This is a genomic window from Meridianimaribacter sp. CL38, assembly GCF_004328055.1.
Lineage (GTDB): Bacteria > Bacteroidota > Bacteroidia > Flavobacteriales > Flavobacteriaceae > Gaetbulibacter_B > Gaetbulibacter_B jejuensis.
In genome coordinates, this window is the sequence record NZ_QKWS01000003.1 from 480,027 (window position 1) to 500,484 (window position 20,458).

Consider the following 20,458-nt stretch of genomic DNA (forward strand, 5'->3'; position numbering starts at 1 on the left):
ATTAATGACGTATTAAAAAATAAGATTTAGATAAAAATAAGTAGTGATTATTTGAAATTCAGCAAATAATCAGTCAAAGAAATGTCATTTTCTAAATCAAGCTTCTTTTTTAACCTGTATCTATGTGTTTCTACGCCTCTTACCGAAATATTCATCAATGGCGCAATCTCTTTAGTGGATAAATTCATTTTGATGTAGGCACAAATCTTTAAGTCTTTTTGTGTTAATTGCGGATGGTTTTCCTTTAAACCTTTGAAGAATTCTTCGTGAACTTGATTGAAGTTATACTCAAAAACTTTCCATTCATCTTTATGTGCAATTGAACCATCTACTTTTTTCAATAGCTTTTTGTATGAGTAGTAATTGTCAAAACTTGTTTTGTTACCTACTAATTCTTGCTTAATCTCTTGCAAGGTTTCGTTCTTTTTAACTAAAGCCATAGCAGTATTTGCTAATTGCTTACTCTTTAGCTTTATTTCATTTTGAAGCGATTCATTTTTTAACTGCACTATACGTTTCTCGTTTTCTAAGGTTTTTTCTTTGAGTAGTTCTTCTTGTTGCTTTTCAAACTTTAATTCGAGTATTTTTTGCTCTTTAATAATTTTTCGTTTGTGTAAAATGAAAATTACCAATAAGGTTAAGAGAATTAAAAATGTGTATAACGCAAAACCTATATCATCTTTATACCATGGCGGAAGTATGTTAATTTTTAATTCTTTAATAGGCGAAGTTTCGCCAAATCCATTACTTGCTCTTATAGCTATATCATATTCTCCATGGTTAAGGTTGGATAATTCTAGTTTATGATTTTCCATTCTATTCCACTTAGAGGAGTCAATCCCAAGAAAAGCATATTCAAAAAAATGGTTATCAGATTTAGCTGAAGATATAGATACACCAACACTTTGATTAAACTTAAGTTCTATTGGTTTTTCTTCATTAACAGCAACAGGTTCTTTATTAATTTCAACCATTTCTACCTGTGGCTGTTCCATTTTTAGAGTTTCATTTAACCTATCGTCAATAAGCATAAAACCATCAATTAAATTTAAAGCATAGGTAGAGTCACTAATTTTTGAAACATTTTCATAACCCACAATAAGCCTATTTTTAAAATAATTGCTAGTCAATGAAAACTCATCTTCTGCTATTGCCAGAGATTTAAAACTTATAACGTCATTTTCATTTTTTAAGACTAATCGTTTTACATTGTCTTCAGAAATAATGTGTGTTCCTTTTCCAAAACTTTCATTTAGTAGTTTATGAGGAACTATACTATCTAAAAGTGGTTCATATTTTTGCCATCCATCATTAGTTTTAAAACAAATGTCATTTTTAATTTTATAAACTCTTACATTAAAACTCGACCAAATACCTTTATTTTCATAACTTTTAAAACTTGTTATTTTATCATAATTACCATTAAATTTCACTTTATAAAGGCCTTTATAAGCATGAGAAACCCAAGCTGTATTTTGGTCTTCAAAAACCAAAAAGCGAATTGGCATTGCAATTCCTCCTCCAAGTCGCTGTGAGTTCCAGGTATTATTTTCGTTTTTAAAAGTGACTAAACCAGTATAAGTCCCTTGAATGTAAACATTCTTCTGTTCTGGTACTTTTTTTATTGTTAAGCCTCCTGTGTAGTTACTTATAGGTATAGGCTTTTTATCTTTAATTAAAAATGTTCCATCGTTATGACCGCAAAAAAGTTCTCCATTGATTTCTTTTAAATTCCAGACTTGTCCTTGAGACCCTTCAATAAATTGAAGTTTATTTTTTTTATCTAAATAAAACAAGCCTGTGTTACTGCCTATGTATATGTCTCCTTTATAATCTATAACGTCATAAACAGCTCCTAGCTTTCCTGAAACATCATTAAAAAAATAATTATGACTACTTAAATCTAATGACGCCAAACCATTGTCTAGACCTAACCAAAGTTTATTAGTCTCATCTAAATGATGCCTTAAAACAGTGTTATTGACAAGTCCATTTTCTTTACTTAAATGAAAAAGCACTTTTCCTTTACTATCGGTTAAGTAAATTCCGTCTTTAATAGTACCAAACACCATTCTGCCATCTGCTAATATTGAAAAGTCATTTAGTTGGTGTTGAATAATGTAGTCATCTACTTCAAAGTTGGTTTTAATTAATCCGTTACCATTATATAAGAAGCAGCCTTTTAATGAAGTTGTAAGCAACAACCCTTCGCTATACTTATCAATAGAAATAACTTTTGTATTAACTAATTTTTCGTCACTAATTATTTGTTTTAACTCATTACCTACTAAGGTAAAAATGCCATTATTAAGTGTAGAGACTAACAATTCATCATCAACAATACTACAAGACATAATTACCGATTTAGGTCTTATTTTTTCGATACCTACTTCGGGTTTAAAACTATAAATGCTAGAAAATGCTCGAAAAATGATTTGGTTCTTAAAAGGAATAATTTGCCAAATCTCATCATTTGCAGAAATTTCATTTTGTATATCTTGGCTAAGCGATTTGTAGACTAAAATTCCTTTTTCATTTTTTTTCCAAAACCCAAATTCTTCGTAAGAACCAGTATAAATTATGTCGTTATGAGCCAAAACAGATCTAACAGTGGTTTTATTGGGTAACTCATAAAAATTCCACTTAAGTCCATCATACTCTAACAAACCATCATTATTGGCTACATAAAGCTTTCCATTTTCAGCTCTAGAAACATCCCAGTTTTGATTACCAGCATTATACTCTGAAAGGGAATAGTTTTGAAAATAAGGTGAATATTGTGCAGAAACTAGTTGTGCTTGAAAACAAAGCACTAGAAGCAGTACATACTTTATTATTTGGGAAAAATTCATAGCAACAGATAAATCCTTTTACAAGGTACTAATTTACCTATTTATATGAATTGTAAAAAGTATTTAGAAATTACCTGTAAATTTATTAAATGCCCAATAAACCAAATAAGTACCCTTTATAACTATCTCCAATAGGAATTCTCATTTGGTCTTCCATAATAATTTGATTTCGTTGAATAGACTCTAAATATTCAATATTGACTATATATGACCTGTGAACTCTTACAAAATTAGAGGTAGAAAGTTTACCCTCAATAGATTTAAAATTCATCAATGTTAAAACTGGTTTTTGATTTGATAAATGAATCTTTAAATAGTCTTTTAATCCTTGAATATATCTAATTTCAGAAAGTTTTAGCTTAAGGTTTTCATACTCTGATTTTACAAAAATAAAATCTTCTCTAGGAGTTGTGGAAGTTGCTCCTGATGGCACCAAATTAGACAACTGTTGATGCTTTAACTTATATATTTCTTTTACTCTATTGATAGCCATTACAAAGCGAGGAAATGGAATTGGTTTCACCAAATAATCAACCGCATTTAATTCAAAACCATCTAAGGCATACTGTGGATAAGCTGTTGTAAAAATTATAAAAGGCTTTTTATTTTCTATAGATTTAATAAAATCTATTCCTGAAATTTGTGGCATTTCAATATCAGTAAAAACCAAATCAACTTTATTGTTTCTTAAGTAGTCTAAAGCATCAATTGCATTTGTAAATGTTTCTAAAACCTCTAAAGAATCAATTGAGCTACAATAAGAGCTTATAATGTTTATTGCCAGTGGCTCATCATCTATTATTATACATTTCATATTATACTAATTTCAACCTCAACTCTACCTTATAAAAACCGTTTTCTTCTTTTGTAATGAGGCTATATTTGTTTTTGTAAAGAAACTCTAACTGATTATTAATGTTTTGAAGACCAACTCCTGAGTTTACATAATCTTTTTTATGATGCCCAATAATATTATCTACATTTAATAAAAGCTCATTATTTATGATTTCAATCACAACATTTATATTGGTATTACCCTTATAATCTGTTCCATATTTAAAAGCATTTTCAATAAAAGTGATTAAAACTAGTGGATAGATTTTTAACTCATTTGTATTACCGTGAATTTGTAATTTAACATTTTCGCTATTTATTAATCTCATTCGTTGTAACGATATATAGCTTTTTATGTAGTTAAGCTCTTTTTCTAGCATTACTTTATTTTCATTAACTTCATAAAGCATATACCTCATTAGTTCAGACAGCATGATAATTGCTTCTGGTGCATCGTTAGATTTACTTCTTACTAAAGAATAAATACTGTTTAAAGAGTTGAAAAGAAAATGAGGGTTTAGTTGTGTTCTCAAAAACTGCAATTCCATTTCTTTTTTCTTAGCTTCCATATGTGTTGCAGTACTGTCTCTTTTATAAAAGTCAGTAATCAACGCAAAAACTCCTCCTAACAAAAATATTGAAAGTGAAAATGTTACCGGAAGCATATATCTAAAACCGTTAGGTGGTGGCGGAAAGCGAAACCCTTTTGTTGCTTCATTAAATTGCTCTATTGTTTCTAATCTAGGTGCTGCAGGAGCTAATTGAACATTCAAAAAATTAAATAAAGCTAAGAAAAGTATCGATGCTAGAACGTACCAAAATATTCTCTTCTTTAAGAGTAGCATTGGCACCAATATTAAATAATTAATATAGAATAGGAAAGGTCCTTGCAGCATTCTTAAGTATCTAAATTTAGGAACACCTCCTGTTTTTTGAGGCTCTAACAAGCTCCATAATAAAACTGTTACCAAAGACCAAAAAAGTATATGCAGTAGCACGACACTTGCCTTAAATTTTATTTTCATCTTTTAATTTGATATAATTATGTTACTACTCATAATTTCTTGAAAAGAAACAGTTGGAGGCACTACTCCGTTTTTGAGTTTGTCCAAAACAAGGTAACCTATTTTTTCAGCATCTCCTTTATTTTCAAAATAACATTCACCTGAAATAGCAGGTATTGTTTCTTGTTTTATTAACAGTTTTTCATCTACATATATTTCATAAATCCAACCTTTATCATTCTGAGTAATTACCAATGACTCTTCAAGACCCACATTATCCCTGTTGGTTAGAAATATTACAAGGTTTAAACCTACTACTGCCAATGCTATAGTAAGGAAACTTACTATATAAATTTTATGCTTTTTCATAGTCTTAGAATTTAAAATAAAAACAAGGAGCCAGGTCTCACTGTCTTTGAAAAACAACTAAACCTGATTGAACAACCTAAGTTGCAAACAAAATGATTTATCAATTAAAAAAACTTAAATTCGCTCCTTGTTTTTTCGCTATCAATCAATTATCATCGTCATCTTGCTCTTGTGTAGGGAAGAATTCCATATTATCATCTAGATAATATGTACCATTTCTTCCTAGCGCTACAAACGCTCTTAAACCATCATTAAAAACCACAGGATTTTGCCTATCTAATAACTCAAACTCTGTTCTTTCTATCCATTTATCAGTAGAAGGGTCGTATTCCCAAACTGTATTTATTGCTCCATAATTTTCTCCGCATGCGATATACCCTTTCCCCATAATTGTAAAGCCTACTGACGCACTTCTTGTAATTTCATAATCATCGTCATCTTCTAAATCGGATAATTCGGTCCAAGATTCTGTGCTTAAATCGAATGCCCAAAAATCTTCTTGATAAATACCGTTACTAATTCCTGTTGCAATGTAAGCTGTATCTCCTATTACAAAAGATGTAGCATCTCTTCTTTTTTCACCTCCAAAACCAGCTATTTCTTCCCATTGATCTTGTAATGGGTTATATTTCCAAAAATCTTTTTGGTCATTACTTCCATTATATCCAGTACCTACATAACCATTTGTTGAGGACGCAAACCCAATTGCTCCACGCCTTACTCCTCCTCCAAAATCAGCTATTTGTTCCCAAGTATTTGTATCGGCATTGTATTTGTAAAAATCCTCTAATTCATCGTTTATATCACCATTGTATCCTGTTCCAATATATCCTGTATTGTCAATAGCAAATCCAATTGCTGAACTTCTTTCCAAGCCTGGAAAATCTGCTTTTTGTTGCCAAAAATTTGTTTCCATATCATAAACCCAAAAGTCTTTAAGGTAATCGTCACTATCATATCCAGTTCCCATATAACCTTTAGTTCCTATTGTAAAAAAAGCTGAATTTGCTCTAGCTGATCCATTAAAAGTGGATTTAGCAACCCAATTCCCTATTAAATCATCATTGTCATCATCGCTACAACTTACACATAGCACACACGATAATGCACACAAAATATTTAGTCTTAAAAAATTTCTCATAGTTTATTTATATTAATGTTATATTTAATTCCACATCCAAAAAAAATTGTTTGATTTGTTTTAAACTCGCTAAACCCTTCTCCTGTTGATAGTTTAAGATTTGCTTCAGGCAAAAACCCTAAGTTCAAAAACCCTTCAAACTCTTTACCTAACTGAAAACCATAGTTTAGGTTTACTTTAATTGCATCATAAGAAAGTTCTAGGTTTTGATAATTGTATAGGTTATTTGCGTCTTTCAATGTTATATCACTTGTATGAAAACCATCTTTAAAAAGACTTAGAGTGAATTGACTTTTTGAATCCACTTTATACTTAAAACTAGTTTTTGGAAAACCTAAAGACAGAAAAAACTTATCACTTACTTCGTAATAATAATTAAATACTGGAAATAATTGAGGCTTACCAAATAACGTGCTATAGCCTATCCCTAATTGAAGTTCTTTTTCATTACTTACAGAGTTAATCCACTTTTTTGACAAAAGCACACCTCCACTTAAGTTAACATCTTTAATTGATAATGCTGACTCAAAATTTGAAAACACATTAGGCTCAAAAGTAATTGAAGAACTCCAGTTATTCTTTAGCTCAATGTTATGTTGCAACTTAAAAGCAACATAGCTTAACTTGTTAAAACCATCTGTAAAATGGTCTAGTGAGCCCAAATCTTTAAAAGTGTAGTTATAGTTAGAATAGTTAACTCCATAACTAAAAGTTCCTATTGCTGTTGAGTCTTTATAAGTTGCACCAATTGCAGTTGTTTGCAATTGAACATCATCAAAGTTAGGCGTCATTTCATATTTAAAGTTAATATTACTAACCTCCTCTATATTTAAGTTATTTAGTTGCCCTGACATCTTATAACACATTAAGAATACAATAAAATAAGGTGCTTTAATTTTTTTCATTGAACGAACATAGAATCTTTAAAAGAGTAGAAAAAATAAATTATACGCTTAACACTTATCACTCTACCAATGGAATAATTTTATCTATGAAATAGCATAATTTCATTAATAGATAAATTGTTGGGTTTAGTATATCTATTTAAGAGTCTTGTATATTATTGTTTTATAGGGTTAAGGGAAGCGCTTTATTTGGTCAAAAAAAGACATGACTCTCTTAAGACTTTTATGTTCAATATTAATTTGTTCTTGTTTGTTTAATTGCTCACAAGAAGATGAAGTTTCTAACTTTATAGTTGGTGAAGAATTTACCGATTCTAATGTTAGAGTAATTAGAATAGACACACTTAGTGTAGACTTATCAACATTTAAATTAGATAGTATTACTACTTCGGAAACTGGCCGATTACTATTTGGACAATACAATGACGCTTCTTTAGGAAAAATTTCCACAACATCTTACTTTGAATTATCATCATACACATATTCAATTTCAGATGCTGCAGTTTTAGACAGTGTTGCATTAATTTTAAATTACGACCAGTATTTCTACAATGATACTACACAATTAATGCAAATGAGGTTTCATCGTTTAAATGAGAAGGTTAAACCATATGATAGCGATTTTTATAATACTTCAACACTTAGTTTTTATGATTCACCAATAGCAACTAAAACATTTGCTCCTAGACCAAACAGCGACTCTCTACATGTCTCTATACCTTTTGAGTTTGGTAATACTATGTTTGACTTTATTAAAGACAACACAAGTGATACAGAGGAATTTGTTCAAGAATACAAAGGGTTTACACTACAAATTGACGAAGCTTCAGATGGGTCAGTCATTGGTTTTTCAACAGAAACTGACTCCACATATTTACGGTTTTTTTATAGGTTATCCGACGACGATGAAGACACAGAGTACACTTATGATTTATACATAACTGAAAGTAGCGATATCCCAAAACACTTTAATCGTATTCAATCAGATGTTTCTGGCTTACCCTTATCTAATTTAACCAATCAAGATTATAATTTATCATCTTTAGATAGTAATAATGAAAGTTACTACCAATCTGGAGTTGGGTATTTTACAAGAATTAACTTTCCTTCCATAAGAAAACTGTATGAAATTGAAGGACAAGGAACTGTTATTGATGCCAAATTAAGACTAAAACCCAAAATACATTCCTATAACGATAATTTACCTTTAAAGGATAGCTTAAGCCTTTATTACATAGATCAAAACAATAGTATTACAGAACAAGTTTCCAACTCATTAGGAGAAGTCATGTCAACAATTGTTGAATCGGTTGATGGATATGATGATGTTTATTATGAAATACCTGTATTGCAATATATAGACAGAAAACTCATACAGTCTCCACTTATCGACGATGCTATAATTTTATATCACGCAGATTATAACAAATCTGTAGATAGAATGATTTTTAATGATATGTATGAGAACGAGGGAGCAAAACTCATTTTAACTTATGCCATTTATGATACAAATTAAGAATAAATTACTATTACCATTTATATTACTTTTTGCTTTAAGTACAAACATAAATAGCCAAACTAATAATTTAACTGGATCACCTTATTCACTTTTTGGTCTTGGGGTTGAAGGAAATTCTAACATAGGTAAATCTAGCGGTATGGGTTATACAGGTATTTCTTTAGATGCTAGTGAAGAGATTAATTTTTTAAACCCTGCATCCTTTGCTACTATAAAAGAGAAAAAATTCATTTTTGATATTGGTTTTTATACTCAAATTGAAAGTTTAAACAATGGAGAAAACAACGAACTAAGACACGTTACAAATTTTTCAAATTTTGCAATAGGGTTTAATGCTAATGGTAAATATGGCCTAGGACTTTCTTTATTACCATCAAGCAATGTAGGCTATACGCTTGTAGGAATTGAAAGTATTATTGAAGGAAGCAATAACGAAAGCTACTCCACTAATATAACAGGCTCTGGTTCTTTAAACGATTTACGTATTGATTATGGACAACCTTTGCTTAAAAACTTGAATGTTGGATTACGTTTCTCTTATCTTTTCGGAAAAATTGAAGAAACTGAAAGTGTTCAAACAACCACAAGCCTTCTTGCTATAGAAAAAGATAATTATTATTCAGGTGTTAGGTTTGGTTTTGGTGCTCAATACACTTTTTTAGAAAAAAACACTATAGGGTTAACAATTGAAAGTCCAACATCTTTATCTGCAAGTAGAGATACGACGACCAGTAAAATTACCGAATCTGCATTAACAACAATAGAAGAAACCACAAATGAGAACATTGCTAACTTTAAACTTCCCCTTAAGTTAGGACTGGGAATCAGCAAAAAATACAAATATTTTAATTTTGCTTTAGACTTTAAAAAAAGTTTTTGGAACTCAACTAATCAAAGTGATGAAACTGGAGATTATGTTGATCAAAACATCATTAATTTTGGTACCGAATTTATAAAAGACCCTACAAGTTATAAGTATTGGGAACGTATTAACTATAGAGCAGGATTTAACTACGACAGTGGATATTTAAAAGTTGATGATAAAAATATTAGCAGTAGTTCTTTTAGTTTAGGTTTAGGGTTTCCTCTTGATTTTAATGGTTCAAAATTAAACCTCTCATATGGTTATAAAAAAACAGGAAACATTGACGGTATTTTAATACAAGAAAACATTCATACCATAAACATAAACTTATCCCTAACTGACTTATGGTTTATTAAAAGAAAGTACAATTAATAATTGCCTACTATTCATTAAATATATTTTTAAATTGTTTCATATTTAATCCTAAAAAGCAAGCTTTACTAAAATGAGCTTGCTTTTTTTATGACCTTATAAGTTACTCCAGAGCCTATTCAAAATATAGCATTTCTATTGTTTATACAGCTTTTAAAAAAACAACAATTAAAACCTTAATTCAATTTACTTTTCTAAACCTCATCACTAACTACAAATTCTATCTTCCAGTAACTGACATTCTATATTATAACTTTTAACTATTTTAATAATAGAGTTAATCTTAATAAGGTTACCTTCTACTCTTAAAACGGAGTGCCCACAAGGATATGGCTCATTAAAATCTTCTAAATCAAAATTAAACTTTAAGCTTGGAAATTTATCAACTAATATTTTTAAAATTTTGTTTGAGAAGGTTTCCGTTCTTACATTAGTTATTAACACCTCCACCATACTAAAAACTTTCTTTTGTAAGTTCACTATTAATAACAGCTCCAGTAATATTTCCTCCATAAACAGCTGTAGCTACAGAACGCATCATTGAGCTATTATCACCACAAGCAAAAATTCCATCCATGGTTGTTTTATGCATAAAATCAACTTCAATATGTCCATGTTCAGTTAGCTTACAACCTAATTCTTCGGGTATTTTAGAGCTTTGTTCAAACGGAATAGAAGCATAAGCACATTCAAAATGCTTTTTACTACCATCTTTAAAAATGATAGTCTCTAATTGTCCTTCCTTGTGCTCAATCTCTAAAACCTCATTTTCTATAACTGTTATATTATGTGATTTGAGCTTAAGAAGTTGATTGTCATCAAAATCTTTTTTTCCAGAAGTTAATATCGTGATGTCTTTTGTTAAGTTATTGACCAAAGAAGCAATATGAAAAGCACGTTCACCATTAGCTATAATTGCTGTTTTTTTATTACGTATTTCGTACCCATGACAATAAGGACAATGTACTACAGATATTCCCCAACATTCTGAAAACCCTTTTATATTAGGCATTAAGTCTTTTATTCCTGAAGCAAAAACAAGTTTTTTTGCTCTAAAAACATCTTGATTAGAAGTAGTAACCTCATAACCTTCAGCTATTTTCTTGCCACTAACAGCCAATCCTTCATAAAACCTTATAGTGTCATAGCTTAAAACCTGTTGTTTAGCAATCGTAGAAATCTCTTGTGGTGTACTACCATCTTGCGTTAAGAAATTATGGGAATGTGGTGTTTGCCTATTACAAGGTTTACCAGAATCTATAATTAAGGTTTTTCTTAAAGAACGCCCTAAAGCCATTGCTGCCGAAAGCCCTGAATAGCTTCCACCAATTATAATTACTTCAAATTCATTTTCATCCATGTTGTTATATTTAGCAAAGAGTGATAAAGGTTTTGGTAATGCTAGCACCAAACCCGATACTCCAAATAGTTTAATTATTTCTCTTCTAGTCATTATTTACATTTAACTCACACCTACAATGCATATTGTAAAATGAAGCAAAACTATAATTAGAGTCAGTAACACTCATAGTTATTAATTTAACATAATAAGCTTAGTTGTGTTACAAAACTTTACAACAAAAATACGATTAAATTTTACTTAACGCAACTTAGTTGCATTAAATGATTAATATACTCAAGGTGAATTGCAAAACTCAAAAAGAAAAAATAAAATCTCTATTTTTTTAAAGCAACATGGTTGCGTTTATAAATAAATACTTAATTTTGCTACTAAGTAGCATTAAATAAATTTCAATTAAAAAATGTGTAAGCTTCAAATCAGCAACTTATCTACAAACTAGTTCTTTTCCTAGACCTATAACGAAGCCCAAACACAAATCATTAACACTTAATTACATAATGAAAAAAACTAAATTAATTCTTATTGCATTTTTAATTTCTTTACCTACTTCATTTTTTGCAAATGAAGGCATGTGGTTTTTAATGCATATCGACAGATTAAATCAACGCGATATGCAAAAAATGGGACTTCAGTTAACTGCCGAAGAAATTTATAGCATCAACAACCAAAGCCTTAAAGATGCCATTGTACAATTTAATGGTGGTTGTACTGCAAGTATTATTTCTGAAAACGGACTGGTTTTAACTAACCATCATTGTGGTTACAATGCAATTGCCGAATTATCAACTGCTGAACAAAATCATTTAAAAAATGGTTTTTGGGCAAAATCACTTTCAGAAGAATTAAAACCTGAACGCTTATACGTGAGGTTTTTTGTTAGAATGGATGACGTTTCAAACCGTATATTGTCTCAAGTTAACGATTCAATGACCGAAGAAGAGCGTGAAGCTGCCATTAACAAAGAAATTGCAAAAATTGAGCAAGAAAATAACGAAGGTGGTAAATATACCGTTTCTGTTCGTTCGTTCTTTCAAGGTAACGAATATTACTACTTCGTTTATGAAGATTATACTGACGTAAGACTAGTAGGAACACCATCTGACAAAATAGGAAAATTTGGTGGAGACACTGATAACTGGGAGTGGCCTCGTCATACAGGAGATTTCTCTATTTTTAGAGTATATGCTGATGCTAATGGTAATCCTGCTCAATATTCAACTAGTAACGTTCCTTTAAAGTCAAAATATCACTTACCTGTAAATATTTCAGGTGTTGAAGAAAATGATTTTGCAATGATTTTAGGTTATCCAGGAAGAACTAACCGTTGGATGCCTGCAGAAGGTATTGAGCAAAATGTTAATTATGCTTATCCTGCTTGGGTTGAAGGTTCAAAGCTTAGTATGGACGTTATGAAAAAATATATGGATAAAGATGAGTCCATAAATTTAATGTACGCCTCTAAATATGCAGGCATAGCAAACTATTGGAAAAATAGACAAGGGATGATTGATGCCTTAACAGCTCATAAAACTGCTGAAACTAAACGAAAGGTAGAGAAAAAGTTTGATAAATGGGCTAACAAAAAACCTAATAAAGAAACCTATGGAGATGTAATTAGTAACATAAACAACTACTACAACTTAACAAACGAAAAAGCTAAACATGACAATTACCTTAGAATAATGTTACGTTCTAGTACGTTTTCAATGTTACCTTATCGTATAGGAAAAGGGTTTGAAGCCTATATTGAAGCTAATGAAGCAAAGCGTAAAGAGTTATTGCCTGAATTAACTAAATTCATTGAGAATTCTTATAAAGATTTTCACCTTCCTTTAGAAAAAGAAATGTTAGCAGCTCAATTAGAACTTTATACTTCTAAATCTAATTACGACTTACCAGAAGTAGTATTGAATGTTTCTGAAAGCAATGATTTTAATTCGTTTATTGACACAATCTTTAAGTTAAGTTTATTTTCATCAAAAGAACGCGCTGAAGCGTTTTTAAAATATCCTGATGCTAATTTACTAGCTAACGATCCTCTTTATAAACTTTCATCAGGCTTATTAGAAAAATACAGAGAACAACCTGAACATATAAAACAGCCACTAGAAGACTACCAAAAATCTTTTAGATTGTTGGTTGATGGGTTAAGAAAATCTGAATTAAGTAATATAAAATATCCAGATGCTAACTCTACATTACGTCTATCTTATGGTAAAGTAAGAGCTTTACCTAAAGATCCAAGAAACGATGTTGCTGTAAATAACTACACAACTTTTAAAGGCTTAATCAATAAATATAAGCCTAATGATGATGAGTTTGATTTACCTCAAGGCATACTAGACATTTACAATAAAAAAGACTACGGAAGATACGCTAATAGTAAAGGTGAATTGCCTGTAAACTTCTTATCAGATAATGATATTACTGGAGGAAACTCTGGTTCTCCAGTACTAAATGGAAAAGGAGAATTAATTGGTTTAGCCTTTGACGGAAACATTGAAGCTATGGCTGGAGATGTTATTTTTGACTCAAACCTACAAAGAACCATTAATGTTGATATAAGATTTGTACTATGGTTAATAGACAAATACGCAAAATCAAGTCACATTGTTGATGAGTTAAGCATTGTTGAATAAAAGTAAACACTCATTGATAATATAAAAAAAGCAGCTATAAAATAGCTGCTTTTTATTTTTATAAATATTATATTATTTAACACAAGACTCACATTTTCCTTGAATTAAAACATGAGAGACAACTACTTCGCGCTTAGGTATTTTTGGAATAGAAACATCAACTGACAAGCATTCTACTTTACCACAATTTAAACATTGAAAATGAGGATGCGCATCATGGTGATGAGCTTCATCACAATCTTTACATTTGGCATACCACGTTAATCCATCTTTACCTATAAATGAGTGTAAATGCCCACTCTCTTCTAAACGGTCCAAAATACGATAAACAGTTGTTTTATTCATTTCATCTTCTAGTTGTTTTACCAACTCTACAACTGACATTGCATTCTCAGCTTTATTAAATAAGGTTAAAAGCGCTTCTACTGATTTGGTCTTTCTTATTATTGCCATAACTCAAAGTTATCACAACTATGTTGTAAAACCAAATAATAAAATTATATTTGCAACCTAGTTGCATTAATAATTATATTAAGTGAAAATTATTTTACAAAAACCAGATACAGTTGGAGCGCTTGCAAGTACGCTATGTTTACTCCATTGTATTGCCACACCTTTGCTCTTCATAGTACACTCTTGTGCTGCTGGAGGTTGTGCTTCAAGTCCTTTTTGGTGGAAAAGTTTAGATTTTGTCTTTCTTGCTATTTCATTAATAGCAGTAAAACGTTCTACTCAAAACACATCAAAGCCTTTCATGAAGCCTTTGTTATGGATTAATTGGTCTTGTTTATTTTTTTTAATAATAAATGAAAGACTATTGTGGATTTCATTACCTGAAAGCTTAATGCATATCTCTTCTGTTTCTTTAGCAGTGTTACATATTTATAATTTAAAATACTGCCTGTGTAAAACCGATAAATGCTGTACAAACAGTATATAAATCTTAAGTAGATAATCTTATCTTATGTAAAAACTGTAAGATAAATTTGCTGTACTAATTAACAAACAAATAAAATTAATAAAGTAAAAACAAAAAATCCTAACTCATTATTTTCAAATGAATTAGGATTTTATCTAGTGACCTCGACAGGATTCAAACCTGTAACCTTCTGAGCCGTAATCAGATGCGCTATTCAGTTGCGCCACGAGGCCGTTTTAAAGTGGGTGCAAATATAATACTTTTATTAAAAAACTTCCAAACAATTATTTCAAAAATGTATTTCCTTATTTTTGATGTATGATACAAAAAGAAATTTTAGCGTCTTTTCATTACAATTTTGACGAACAATTGGTAAATAGCATAACCAAGAATGGTGTATTAAAAACGTTTGAAGCTAATGACATTATTATGGACATTGGTCAAGAACTCAAACACGTTCCTCTATTGCTTGAGGGTAACATTAAAGTATTTAGAGAGGACAGCAATGGCAACGAACTTTTATTATATGTTCTCGAAACTGGAGATACTTGTGCAATGTCTCTTACCTGTTGTATGGCTAAATCAAAAAGTAAAATACGAGCTGTTGCTGACAAAACCTCAACAGTTATCATGATTCCTAATGAAAAAATGAGTGAATGGTTTCATAATAATACTAGCTGGAGAAACTTTATTCTTCAAAGCTATCAAATACGCTTTAATGAAATGCTGGAAACTATCGATACACTTGCATTTATGAAAATGGATGAGCGTTTATTTAAATACTTAATTGACCAAGTAAAACTAAATGCATCTACTACAATTAGTAAAACCCATCAAAATATTGCAGAAGACCTTCATACCTCTAGAGTTGTAATTTCTAGACTATTGAAACAACTAGAAAATGAAGACAAAATAAAACTCAGTAGAAATAAAATAGAAGTTTTAGACTTTTAAGTAACATTTATCACACAACGATAATTTACTTAAAAGTAACTTTGCAAAAAATAAATTTATGATAGACTATATTTTACAACCTTGGCCTTGGTATGTTACTGGTCCTTTGATAGCCTTAGTAATGTTTACACTTATTTACTTTGGAAAAACATTTGGGATGTCGTCAAACTTAAGAACATTTTGTGCCCTTGGTGGTGCAGGAAAAAAAGTGTCTTTTTTTAATATAAACTGGAGAGACTACAAATGGAATCTTATTGTAGTATTAGGTGCTGTCATTGGTGGTTTTATCGCTCAATTTTATTTGTCAGAACCTACTAATATTGACCTAAACCCAAAAACTATTGAAAGCCTTAATGCTTTAGGGTTTAATAACGTTGGTAAATCACTGTTACCACCAGAACTCTATAGTTTAGACTCTATTTTCACCATTAAAAATTTAGCAATTTTAATTATTGGTGGCTTTTTAGTTGGTTTTGGCACTCGCTATGCTGGAGGTTGTACCTCTGGTCATGCCATAACAGGTATAAGTAGCTTACAATTACCTTCTCTTATTGCAGTTATAGGCTTTTTTATTGGTGGCTTAGTAATGATTCACTTATTGTTTCCTTTAATTTTTGGTTAGTATGAAGTATTTAAAATTTTTATTAGTAGGTATCTTCTTCGGAATTGTTTTAGTAAAGTCTGAAGCTGTATCATGGTATCGCATTTATGAAATGTTCAAATTTGAATCGTTTCACATGTACGGAATTATAGGAAGCGCTGTAGTAACTGGTATTTTACTATTACAAATAGCTAAGATTTTAAAACTAAAAAATATTGAAGGCACTCAAGTTAATGTCCCTAAAAAGGATATGGGATTAACACGTTACATTGTAGGTGGTTCAATATTTGGACTAGGTTGGGCACTTTCTGGAGCGTGCCCTGGACCAATGTATATTTTAGTTGGTACTGGTGTTTTTAGTATGCTTATAGTTATAGCTGCTGCTATATTTGGAACTTACATTTACGGTGTTTTAAAAGACAAATTGCCTCACTAAACAATTTCGGCACTTAAACCTGCTTCCAAGAGTTTAGAACAGCGTGGTTTTAAATCGTCGTAATCACCAGTTTTTACAGTACATTTTCCTTTGTAATGCACTATAATAGAGCATTGCTCTGCTTGTTCTGGAGTATGATCACAAGCAAAAATTAAAGTTTCAATAACATGGTCAAAAGTATTAACATCGTCATTGTAAAGCACAATTTCGTTTTGTCTTAGGGTGTCTTCTTTAAAAAGAACTTCTTCTGATGTTTTTTCTATAGTTCCCATTCTTCTTCTTTTTTTAGACTAATTTAAAAATTTTAGAGCAACCCAATGGTTTTTCTCCAAAGTTTCAACGAGTTTTAACATATGCTTATTACATTCAGCCTCTAAAACTGGTATATCATCTTTATAAAAGCCACTTAAGAGTAACATCCCATTTTTATTCAAGCATGCTACATATTTGTCTAAATCGTTTAAAAGGATATTTCGATTTATATTAGCTATAATAACATCATAATGTTTATCTACCAATAAGCTTGCATCTCCTTCTAAAACTGTAATATGCTCACAATTGTTACGTTCTACATTTTCTAAACTATTTAAATAACACCAGTTATCATAGTCTATGGCATCAATTGGTTTTGCGCCTTTCATTTCAGCTAAAATCGCTAAAACTCCTGTTCCGCAACCCATATCTAAAACCGATTTATCTTTAAAATCATTATTGAGAATATACTGTATCATCATATGTGTGGTTTCATGATGACCAGTACCAAAACTCATTTTTGGTTCAATAATTATATCGTACTCCGTATTTGGTTTGTCATGAAAAGGTGCGCGAACCGAACATTTCTCATCTACAACTATTGCTGTGAAGTTTTTTTCCCATTCTTCATTCCAATTGGTTTGCTCAATGTCTTCAAACGAAAAAGAAATTTCAAACTCATTAGAGTTTAAGACTTGTATATCGTCTAAAATAGTTTCACTCCACTCCTCTTTTTGAATGTACGCTGTAACACCTTCTTCTGTTTCAACAAAACTTTCAAAACCAGCATAACCTAATTCAGCAATCAAAATTTCAACAGCTGGTTGCAACGGTTGTACTTTAAAGTAATAGCCTATGTATATTGTATTTGACATCTTTTTTTTTGCAAATTTACTAATCCTTAATTTAGTTACTCTTACTTTTGTAGCTAAATTGATTTTAAAATGAACAAACTCATTATTGCTTTATGTCTTTTTTGCTTTTGTACAATAACAAACGCTCAAGACAATAACGATATTAAACTTTCTGCACTTCCTTATTATAGCTACGGAAAAGGACTAGGTATTACCTCTCCTGATAGTATTTTTAAGTTGAATATTAGATTTAGAATGCAAAATCGTTTAACGTATTTAAACAACGAAGACGAAGATCCTGCTTATGAAGCCATGATAAGACGTTTACGTTTACGTTTTGACGGTTATGTTGGTGACCCAAAAATAATTTATGTGATTCAGTTATCGTTTTCTCCAAACGATGTTGGAGCTATTGAAGATGGTGAAAACCTCAACATTATAAGAGATGCTATTGTGTTTTATAGACCAGATAATCACTGGAACATTGGTTTTGGTCAAACAAAATTACCTGGTAACAGACAACGTATTAACTCTTCGGGAGCTTTACAACTTACTGATCGTTCTATCAACAACGCTCGTTTTAATATTGATAGGGATTTTGGTTTACAAGTGTATTATTTAAACGAATTACAAAATCAGTTTTCATACAATGTTAAAACTGCAATTAGTACAGGTGAAGGCAGAAACTGGACCAAAGACCCAGACAATGGATTAGCATTTACAGGTCGATTAGAATTGTTTCCTTTTGGTGCATTTAAAAACAACGGAACTCTTTTTGAAGGTGATATCAAGCGAGAAGCTACACCTAAACTAATGTTATCTGGTGTGTATCATTATAATGAAAAAGCAAGACGAACCAGAGGCACTCTAGGTGACGATTTATTTGAGCAACGCGATATGCAATCTGTTCTTTTAGACGCGATTTTAAAGTATAATGGTTGGGCGTTTCAAACTGCTTATATGAATAGAACAACTAACAACCCTATAACGGTAAACCCTGAAGACAATACTGACACTAGATACGTTTTTGTTGGCCATGGATTTGATGCGCAATTGAGTTATGTTTTTGAAAACAACTACGAACTTATAGGTAGATATTCGTATCAAAAACCTCATGAAGATATTGAAGCCTTAACTCCACAAACCAATCAATACAGTTTGGGTGTAACTAAATACATTTGGGAACACGCTTTAAAACTGCAAGCCGAAGTTACCAATAGCGATTTAAGCTATTTTGATTCTAGCAGCGCTAATAATTGGTACTTGCGCTTTCAGGTTGAAATAGGAATATAAAAAAAACGGTCTTAAAATTTTAAGACCGTTTTTTTTATATTATTTCTTAATTAGAATGCATTAACTATCGCAAAAAAGTCTTCTGCTTTTAGTGATGCTCCACCTATTAACCCTCCATCAACATCTGGTTTAGAGAAAATTTCTTTAGCATTATTAGGCTTTACACTTCCTCCATATAATATTGAAACACTATCAGCTATTTCACTGCCATACTTATTAGCCAATGTTGTTCTAATAAATGCGTGCATGTCTTGAGCTTGTTCTGGCGAAGCAGTTTCTCCTGTGCCAATAGCCCAAACAGGTTCGTAAGCTAATATTATATTACTAAATGCAGACGCTTCTAAATGAAACAAAGCATTTTTAATTTGGCTTTCAACCACATGCTCATGATTACCAGATTTTCTATCATCTAGCTCTTCACCAAAACAAAAAATAACAGTGATTTCATTGTTTAAAGCAGCATCAACTTTTTTAGCCAAAAGCTCATCGGTTTCATTAAAATATGCACGACGTTCACTATGACCTAGTATTACTGTTTTAACACCAACACTTTTTAGCATACTTGCACTTATTTCTCCTGTGTAGGCACCATTTTCAGCAAAGTGCATGTTTTGTGCTACAACTTCAATATCGGTTTCTCTTAATGACTGAAAAGCAGGCCACAAATTGGTAAACGTAGGAGCAACCATCACTTGCGCATCAGATGTTTTTGATTGCGATTTTAAATCGGTTATTAATCCTTCTGTTAACGATAAATCGTTATTCATTTTCCAGTTACCTGCTACTATTTTTTTTCTCATTTTAATGCATTTATAAGTTTACTATCGTCGGCTTTCACTGCTTTAAAGAGTTTGATTGTTCCTGTTTTATCAACTACCATATATCTTGGAATCCAATCTAAGTCAATAAAAGTTCCAAAATCACCTTTCCAACCTGATTGCATAAAATAGTGGTCGCCTTCAACTTGATATTTATCTATTCCTCTCTTCCAGCTATCCATACTCTTGTCCAAAGATAAAAAGACATAGACAACATCGGTATTATTTTCTTGTAAAGTTTTAACTTTTGGCATGCCTTTTATACAATCCTTACACCAAGATGCCCAAACATCAATTAATATGGTCTTGCCTTTGTGCTTGGTAAGTATTTCATTAAATGACGTTGTTTCTCCGCTTAAGGTCACAAATGTATCATTTAAGGCATCTTGCGAAAATTGAGTTGGAGTGTCTTTACTACAGCTTAAAAAGCTAATTAGTGCTACTAATAGAATGTTCATTTTTTTCATT

Annotated in this window: 20 protein-coding genes and 1 tRNA gene; 8 read left to right on the top strand and 13 right to left on the bottom strand. The window is 31.0% G+C overall.

Annotation, left to right across the window (positions count from 1 at the left end; genetic code table 11):
* Positions 1-47: 47 nt before the first annotated feature.
* From DMZ43_RS10030 to DMZ43_RS10055, 6 genes are all read right to left on the bottom strand, one after another.
* Positions 48-2,852 carry a helix-turn-helix transcriptional regulator gene (locus DMZ43_RS10030; protein ID WP_131507923.1) on the bottom strand — a complete coding sequence of 935 codons (2,805 nt, stop codon included), beginning with the start codon at positions 2,850-2,852 and terminating at the stop codon, positions 48-50.
* An 85-nt stretch (positions 2,853-2,937) separates the two neighbouring features.
* Positions 2,938-3,666 carry a LytTR family DNA-binding domain-containing protein gene (locus DMZ43_RS10035; RefSeq protein WP_131507925.1) on the bottom strand — a complete coding sequence of 243 codons (729 nt, stop codon included), beginning with the start codon at positions 3,664-3,666 and terminating at the stop codon, positions 2,938-2,940.
* 1 nt (position 3,667) lies between these two features.
* A complete protein-coding gene (locus tag DMZ43_RS10040) occupies positions 3,668-4,711 on the bottom strand; it encodes a sensor histidine kinase (protein ID WP_131507927.1) in 1,044 nt (347 codons plus the stop codon).
* Between the two features lie 3 nt (positions 4,712-4,714).
* Positions 4,715-5,059: a DUF4907 domain-containing protein gene (locus DMZ43_RS10045; RefSeq protein WP_131507929.1), complete on the bottom strand. Its 345-nt coding sequence runs from the start codon at positions 5,057-5,059 to the stop codon at positions 4,715-4,717.
* A gap of 145 nt (positions 5,060-5,204) precedes the next feature.
* The gene (locus DMZ43_RS10050) at positions 5,205-6,200 is read right to left on the bottom strand and encodes a kelch repeat-containing protein (RefSeq protein ID WP_131507931.1); all 996 of its coding nucleotides are present in this window, start codon (positions 6,198-6,200) and stop codon (positions 5,205-5,207) included.
* Positions 6,197-7,105, bottom strand: coding sequence for a DUF6268 family outer membrane beta-barrel protein (locus DMZ43_RS10055; protein WP_131507933.1), 909 nt, complete (start codon positions 7,103-7,105; stop codon positions 6,197-6,199). Before DMZ43_RS10055 ends, DMZ43_RS10050 begins: the two co-directional genes overlap by 4 nt.
* A gap of 250 nt (positions 7,106-7,355) precedes the next feature.
* On the opposite strand from DMZ43_RS10055, the gene DMZ43_RS10060 reads away from it, so the two are divergent.
* Positions 7,356-8,621 (top strand): DUF4270 family protein, encoded by a 1,266-nt coding sequence (locus DMZ43_RS10060; RefSeq protein ID WP_131507935.1) that lies wholly within the window; start codon positions 7,356-7,358, stop codon positions 8,619-8,621.
* Positions 8,608-9,861 carry a hypothetical protein gene (locus DMZ43_RS10065; protein WP_131507937.1) on the top strand — a complete coding sequence of 418 codons (1,254 nt, stop codon included), beginning with the start codon at positions 8,608-8,610 and terminating at the stop codon, positions 9,859-9,861. The genes DMZ43_RS10060 and DMZ43_RS10065 overlap by 14 nt, the downstream gene beginning before the upstream one ends.
* A gap of 454 nt (positions 9,862-10,315) precedes the next feature.
* On the opposite strand, the gene DMZ43_RS10075 is transcribed toward DMZ43_RS10065, so the two are convergent.
* Complete coding sequence (locus DMZ43_RS10075; protein WP_131508020.1) at positions 10,316-11,221, bottom strand: NAD(P)/FAD-dependent oxidoreductase; 906 nt, start codon at positions 11,219-11,221, stop codon at positions 10,316-10,318.
* Between the two features lie 500 nt (positions 11,222-11,721).
* Between DMZ43_RS10075 and DMZ43_RS10080 the strand changes: the two genes are divergently transcribed.
* The gene (locus DMZ43_RS10080) at positions 11,722-13,863 is read left to right on the top strand and encodes a S46 family peptidase (RefSeq protein WP_131507941.1); all 2,142 of its coding nucleotides are present in this window, start codon (positions 11,722-11,724) and stop codon (positions 13,861-13,863) included.
* Between the two features lie 72 nt (positions 13,864-13,935).
* On the opposite strand, the gene DMZ43_RS10085 is transcribed toward DMZ43_RS10080, so the two are convergent.
* Entirely contained in the window at positions 13,936-14,316 is a 381-nt protein-coding gene (locus DMZ43_RS10085) for a Fur family transcriptional regulator (RefSeq protein ID WP_131507943.1), read from the bottom strand.
* Between the two features lie 82 nt (positions 14,317-14,398).
* Between DMZ43_RS10085 and DMZ43_RS10090 the strand changes: the two genes are divergently transcribed.
* Positions 14,399-14,803, top strand: coding sequence for a MerC domain-containing protein (locus DMZ43_RS10090; protein ID WP_131507945.1), 405 nt, complete (start codon positions 14,399-14,401; stop codon positions 14,801-14,803).
* A gap of 138 nt (positions 14,804-14,941) precedes the next feature.
* Here the strand turns inward: DMZ43_RS10090 and DMZ43_RS10095 are convergent.
* Positions 14,942-15,015: transfer RNA gene (locus DMZ43_RS10095), tRNA-Arg, on the bottom strand.
* Positions 15,016-15,100: 85 nt separating this feature from the next.
* Between DMZ43_RS10095 and DMZ43_RS10100 the strand changes: the two genes are divergently transcribed.
* The 3 genes from DMZ43_RS10100 to DMZ43_RS10110 all read left to right on the top strand — a co-directional run bounded on the left by DMZ43_RS10100 (position 15,101) and on the right by DMZ43_RS10110 (position 16,773).
* Positions 15,101-15,736: a Crp/Fnr family transcriptional regulator gene (locus tag DMZ43_RS10100; protein WP_131507947.1), complete on the top strand. Its 636-nt coding sequence runs from the start codon at positions 15,101-15,103 to the stop codon at positions 15,734-15,736.
* 61 nt (positions 15,737-15,797) lie between these two features.
* Positions 15,798-16,358, top strand: a complete 561-nt coding sequence (locus DMZ43_RS10105) for a YeeE/YedE family protein (RefSeq protein WP_131508022.1) — start codon at positions 15,798-15,800, stop codon at positions 16,356-16,358.
* Between the two features lies 1 nt (position 16,359).
* Positions 16,360-16,773: a DUF6691 family protein gene (locus DMZ43_RS10110; RefSeq protein ID WP_131507949.1), complete on the top strand. Its 414-nt coding sequence runs from the start codon at positions 16,360-16,362 to the stop codon at positions 16,771-16,773.
* Here DMZ43_RS10110 and DMZ43_RS10115 read toward each other — a convergent pair.
* Both DMZ43_RS10115 and prmA read right to left on the bottom strand, forming a co-directional pair.
* On the bottom strand, positions 16,770-17,045 hold the full coding sequence (locus tag DMZ43_RS10115) for an ATP-dependent Clp protease adaptor ClpS (protein ID WP_131507951.1): 276 nt from the start codon (positions 17,043-17,045) through the stop codon (positions 16,770-16,772). The genes DMZ43_RS10110 and DMZ43_RS10115 overlap by 4 nt on opposite strands.
* A gap of 18 nt (positions 17,046-17,063) precedes the next feature.
* Positions 17,064-17,900 (bottom strand): 50S ribosomal protein L11 methyltransferase, encoded by an 837-nt coding sequence (gene prmA, locus DMZ43_RS10120; protein WP_131507953.1) that lies wholly within the window; start codon positions 17,898-17,900, stop codon positions 17,064-17,066.
* A gap of 69 nt (positions 17,901-17,969) precedes the next feature.
* Here prmA and DMZ43_RS10125 point away from each other — a divergent pair, with 69 nt between their 5' ends.
* On the top strand, positions 17,970-19,172 hold the full coding sequence (locus DMZ43_RS10125; protein WP_131507955.1) for a porin: 1,203 nt from the start codon (positions 17,970-17,972) through the stop codon (positions 19,170-19,172).
* A gap of 50 nt (positions 19,173-19,222) precedes the next feature.
* Here the strand turns inward: DMZ43_RS10125 and tpiA are convergent, their stop codons facing one another.
* On the bottom strand, positions 19,223-19,972 hold the full coding sequence (gene tpiA, locus DMZ43_RS10130) for a triose-phosphate isomerase (RefSeq protein ID WP_131507957.1): 750 nt from the start codon (positions 19,970-19,972) through the stop codon (positions 19,223-19,225).
* Entirely contained in the window at positions 19,969-20,448 is a 480-nt protein-coding gene (locus tag DMZ43_RS10135) for a TlpA family protein disulfide reductase (protein WP_370450273.1), read from the bottom strand. Before DMZ43_RS10135 ends, tpiA begins: the two co-directional genes overlap by 4 nt.
* Between the last annotated feature and the right edge of the window lie 10 nt (positions 20,449-20,458).

Bases quoted from the DNA above. Each gene is read 5' to 3' on its own strand.
- DMZ43_RS10045 (WP_131507929.1), bottom strand. From the start codon at position 5,059: ATGAAAAAGCATAAAATTTATATAGTAAGTTTCCTTACTATAGCATTG.
- DMZ43_RS10065 (WP_131507937.1), top strand. From the start codon at position 8,608: ATGATACAAATTAAGAATAAATTACTATTACCATTTATATTACTTTTT.
- DMZ43_RS10125 (WP_131507955.1), top strand. From the start codon at position 17,970: ATGAACAAACTCATTATTGCTTTATGTCTTTTTTGCTTTTGTACAATA.
- DMZ43_RS10085 (WP_131507943.1), bottom strand. From the start codon at position 14,316: ATGGCAATAATAAGAAAGACCAAATCAGTAGAAGCGCTTTTAACCTTA.
- DMZ43_RS10030 (WP_131507923.1), bottom strand. From the start codon at position 2,852: ATGAATTTTTCCCAAATAATAAAGTATGTACTGCTTCTAGTGCTTTGT.
- DMZ43_RS10115 (WP_131507951.1), bottom strand. From the start codon at position 17,045: ATGGGAACTATAGAAAAAACATCAGAAGAAGTTCTTTTTAAAGAAGAC.
- DMZ43_RS10040 (WP_131507927.1), bottom strand. From the start codon at position 4,711: ATGAAAATAAAATTTAAGGCAAGTGTCGTGCTACTGCATATACTTTTT.
- DMZ43_RS10100 (WP_131507947.1), top strand. From the start codon at position 15,101: ATGATACAAAAAGAAATTTTAGCGTCTTTTCATTACAATTTTGACGAA.
- DMZ43_RS10135 (WP_370450273.1), bottom strand. From the start codon at position 20,448: ATGAACATTCTATTAGTAGCACTAATTAGCTTTTTAAGCTGTAGTAAA.
- DMZ43_RS10080 (WP_131507941.1), top strand. From the start codon at position 11,722: ATGAAAAAAACTAAATTAATTCTTATTGCATTTTTAATTTCTTTACCT.
- DMZ43_RS10035 (WP_131507925.1), bottom strand. From the start codon at position 3,666: ATGAAATGTATAATAATAGATGATGAGCCACTGGCAATAAACATTATA.
- DMZ43_RS10110 (WP_131507949.1), top strand. From the start codon at position 16,360: ATGAAGTATTTAAAATTTTTATTAGTAGGTATCTTCTTCGGAATTGTT.
- DMZ43_RS10055 (WP_131507933.1), bottom strand. From the start codon at position 7,105: ATGAAAAAAATTAAAGCACCTTATTTTATTGTATTCTTAATGTGTTAT.
- DMZ43_RS10075 (WP_131508020.1), bottom strand. From the start codon at position 11,221: ATGGATGAAAATGAATTTGAAGTAATTATAATTGGTGGAAGCTATTCA.
- DMZ43_RS10050 (WP_131507931.1), bottom strand. From the start codon at position 6,200: ATGAGAAATTTTTTAAGACTAAATATTTTGTGTGCATTATCGTGTGTG.
- prmA (WP_131507953.1), bottom strand. From the start codon at position 17,900: ATGTCAAATACAATATACATAGGCTATTACTTTAAAGTACAACCGTTG.
- tpiA (WP_131507957.1), bottom strand. From the start codon at position 19,972: ATGAGAAAAAAAATAGTAGCAGGTAACTGGAAAATGAATAACGATTTA.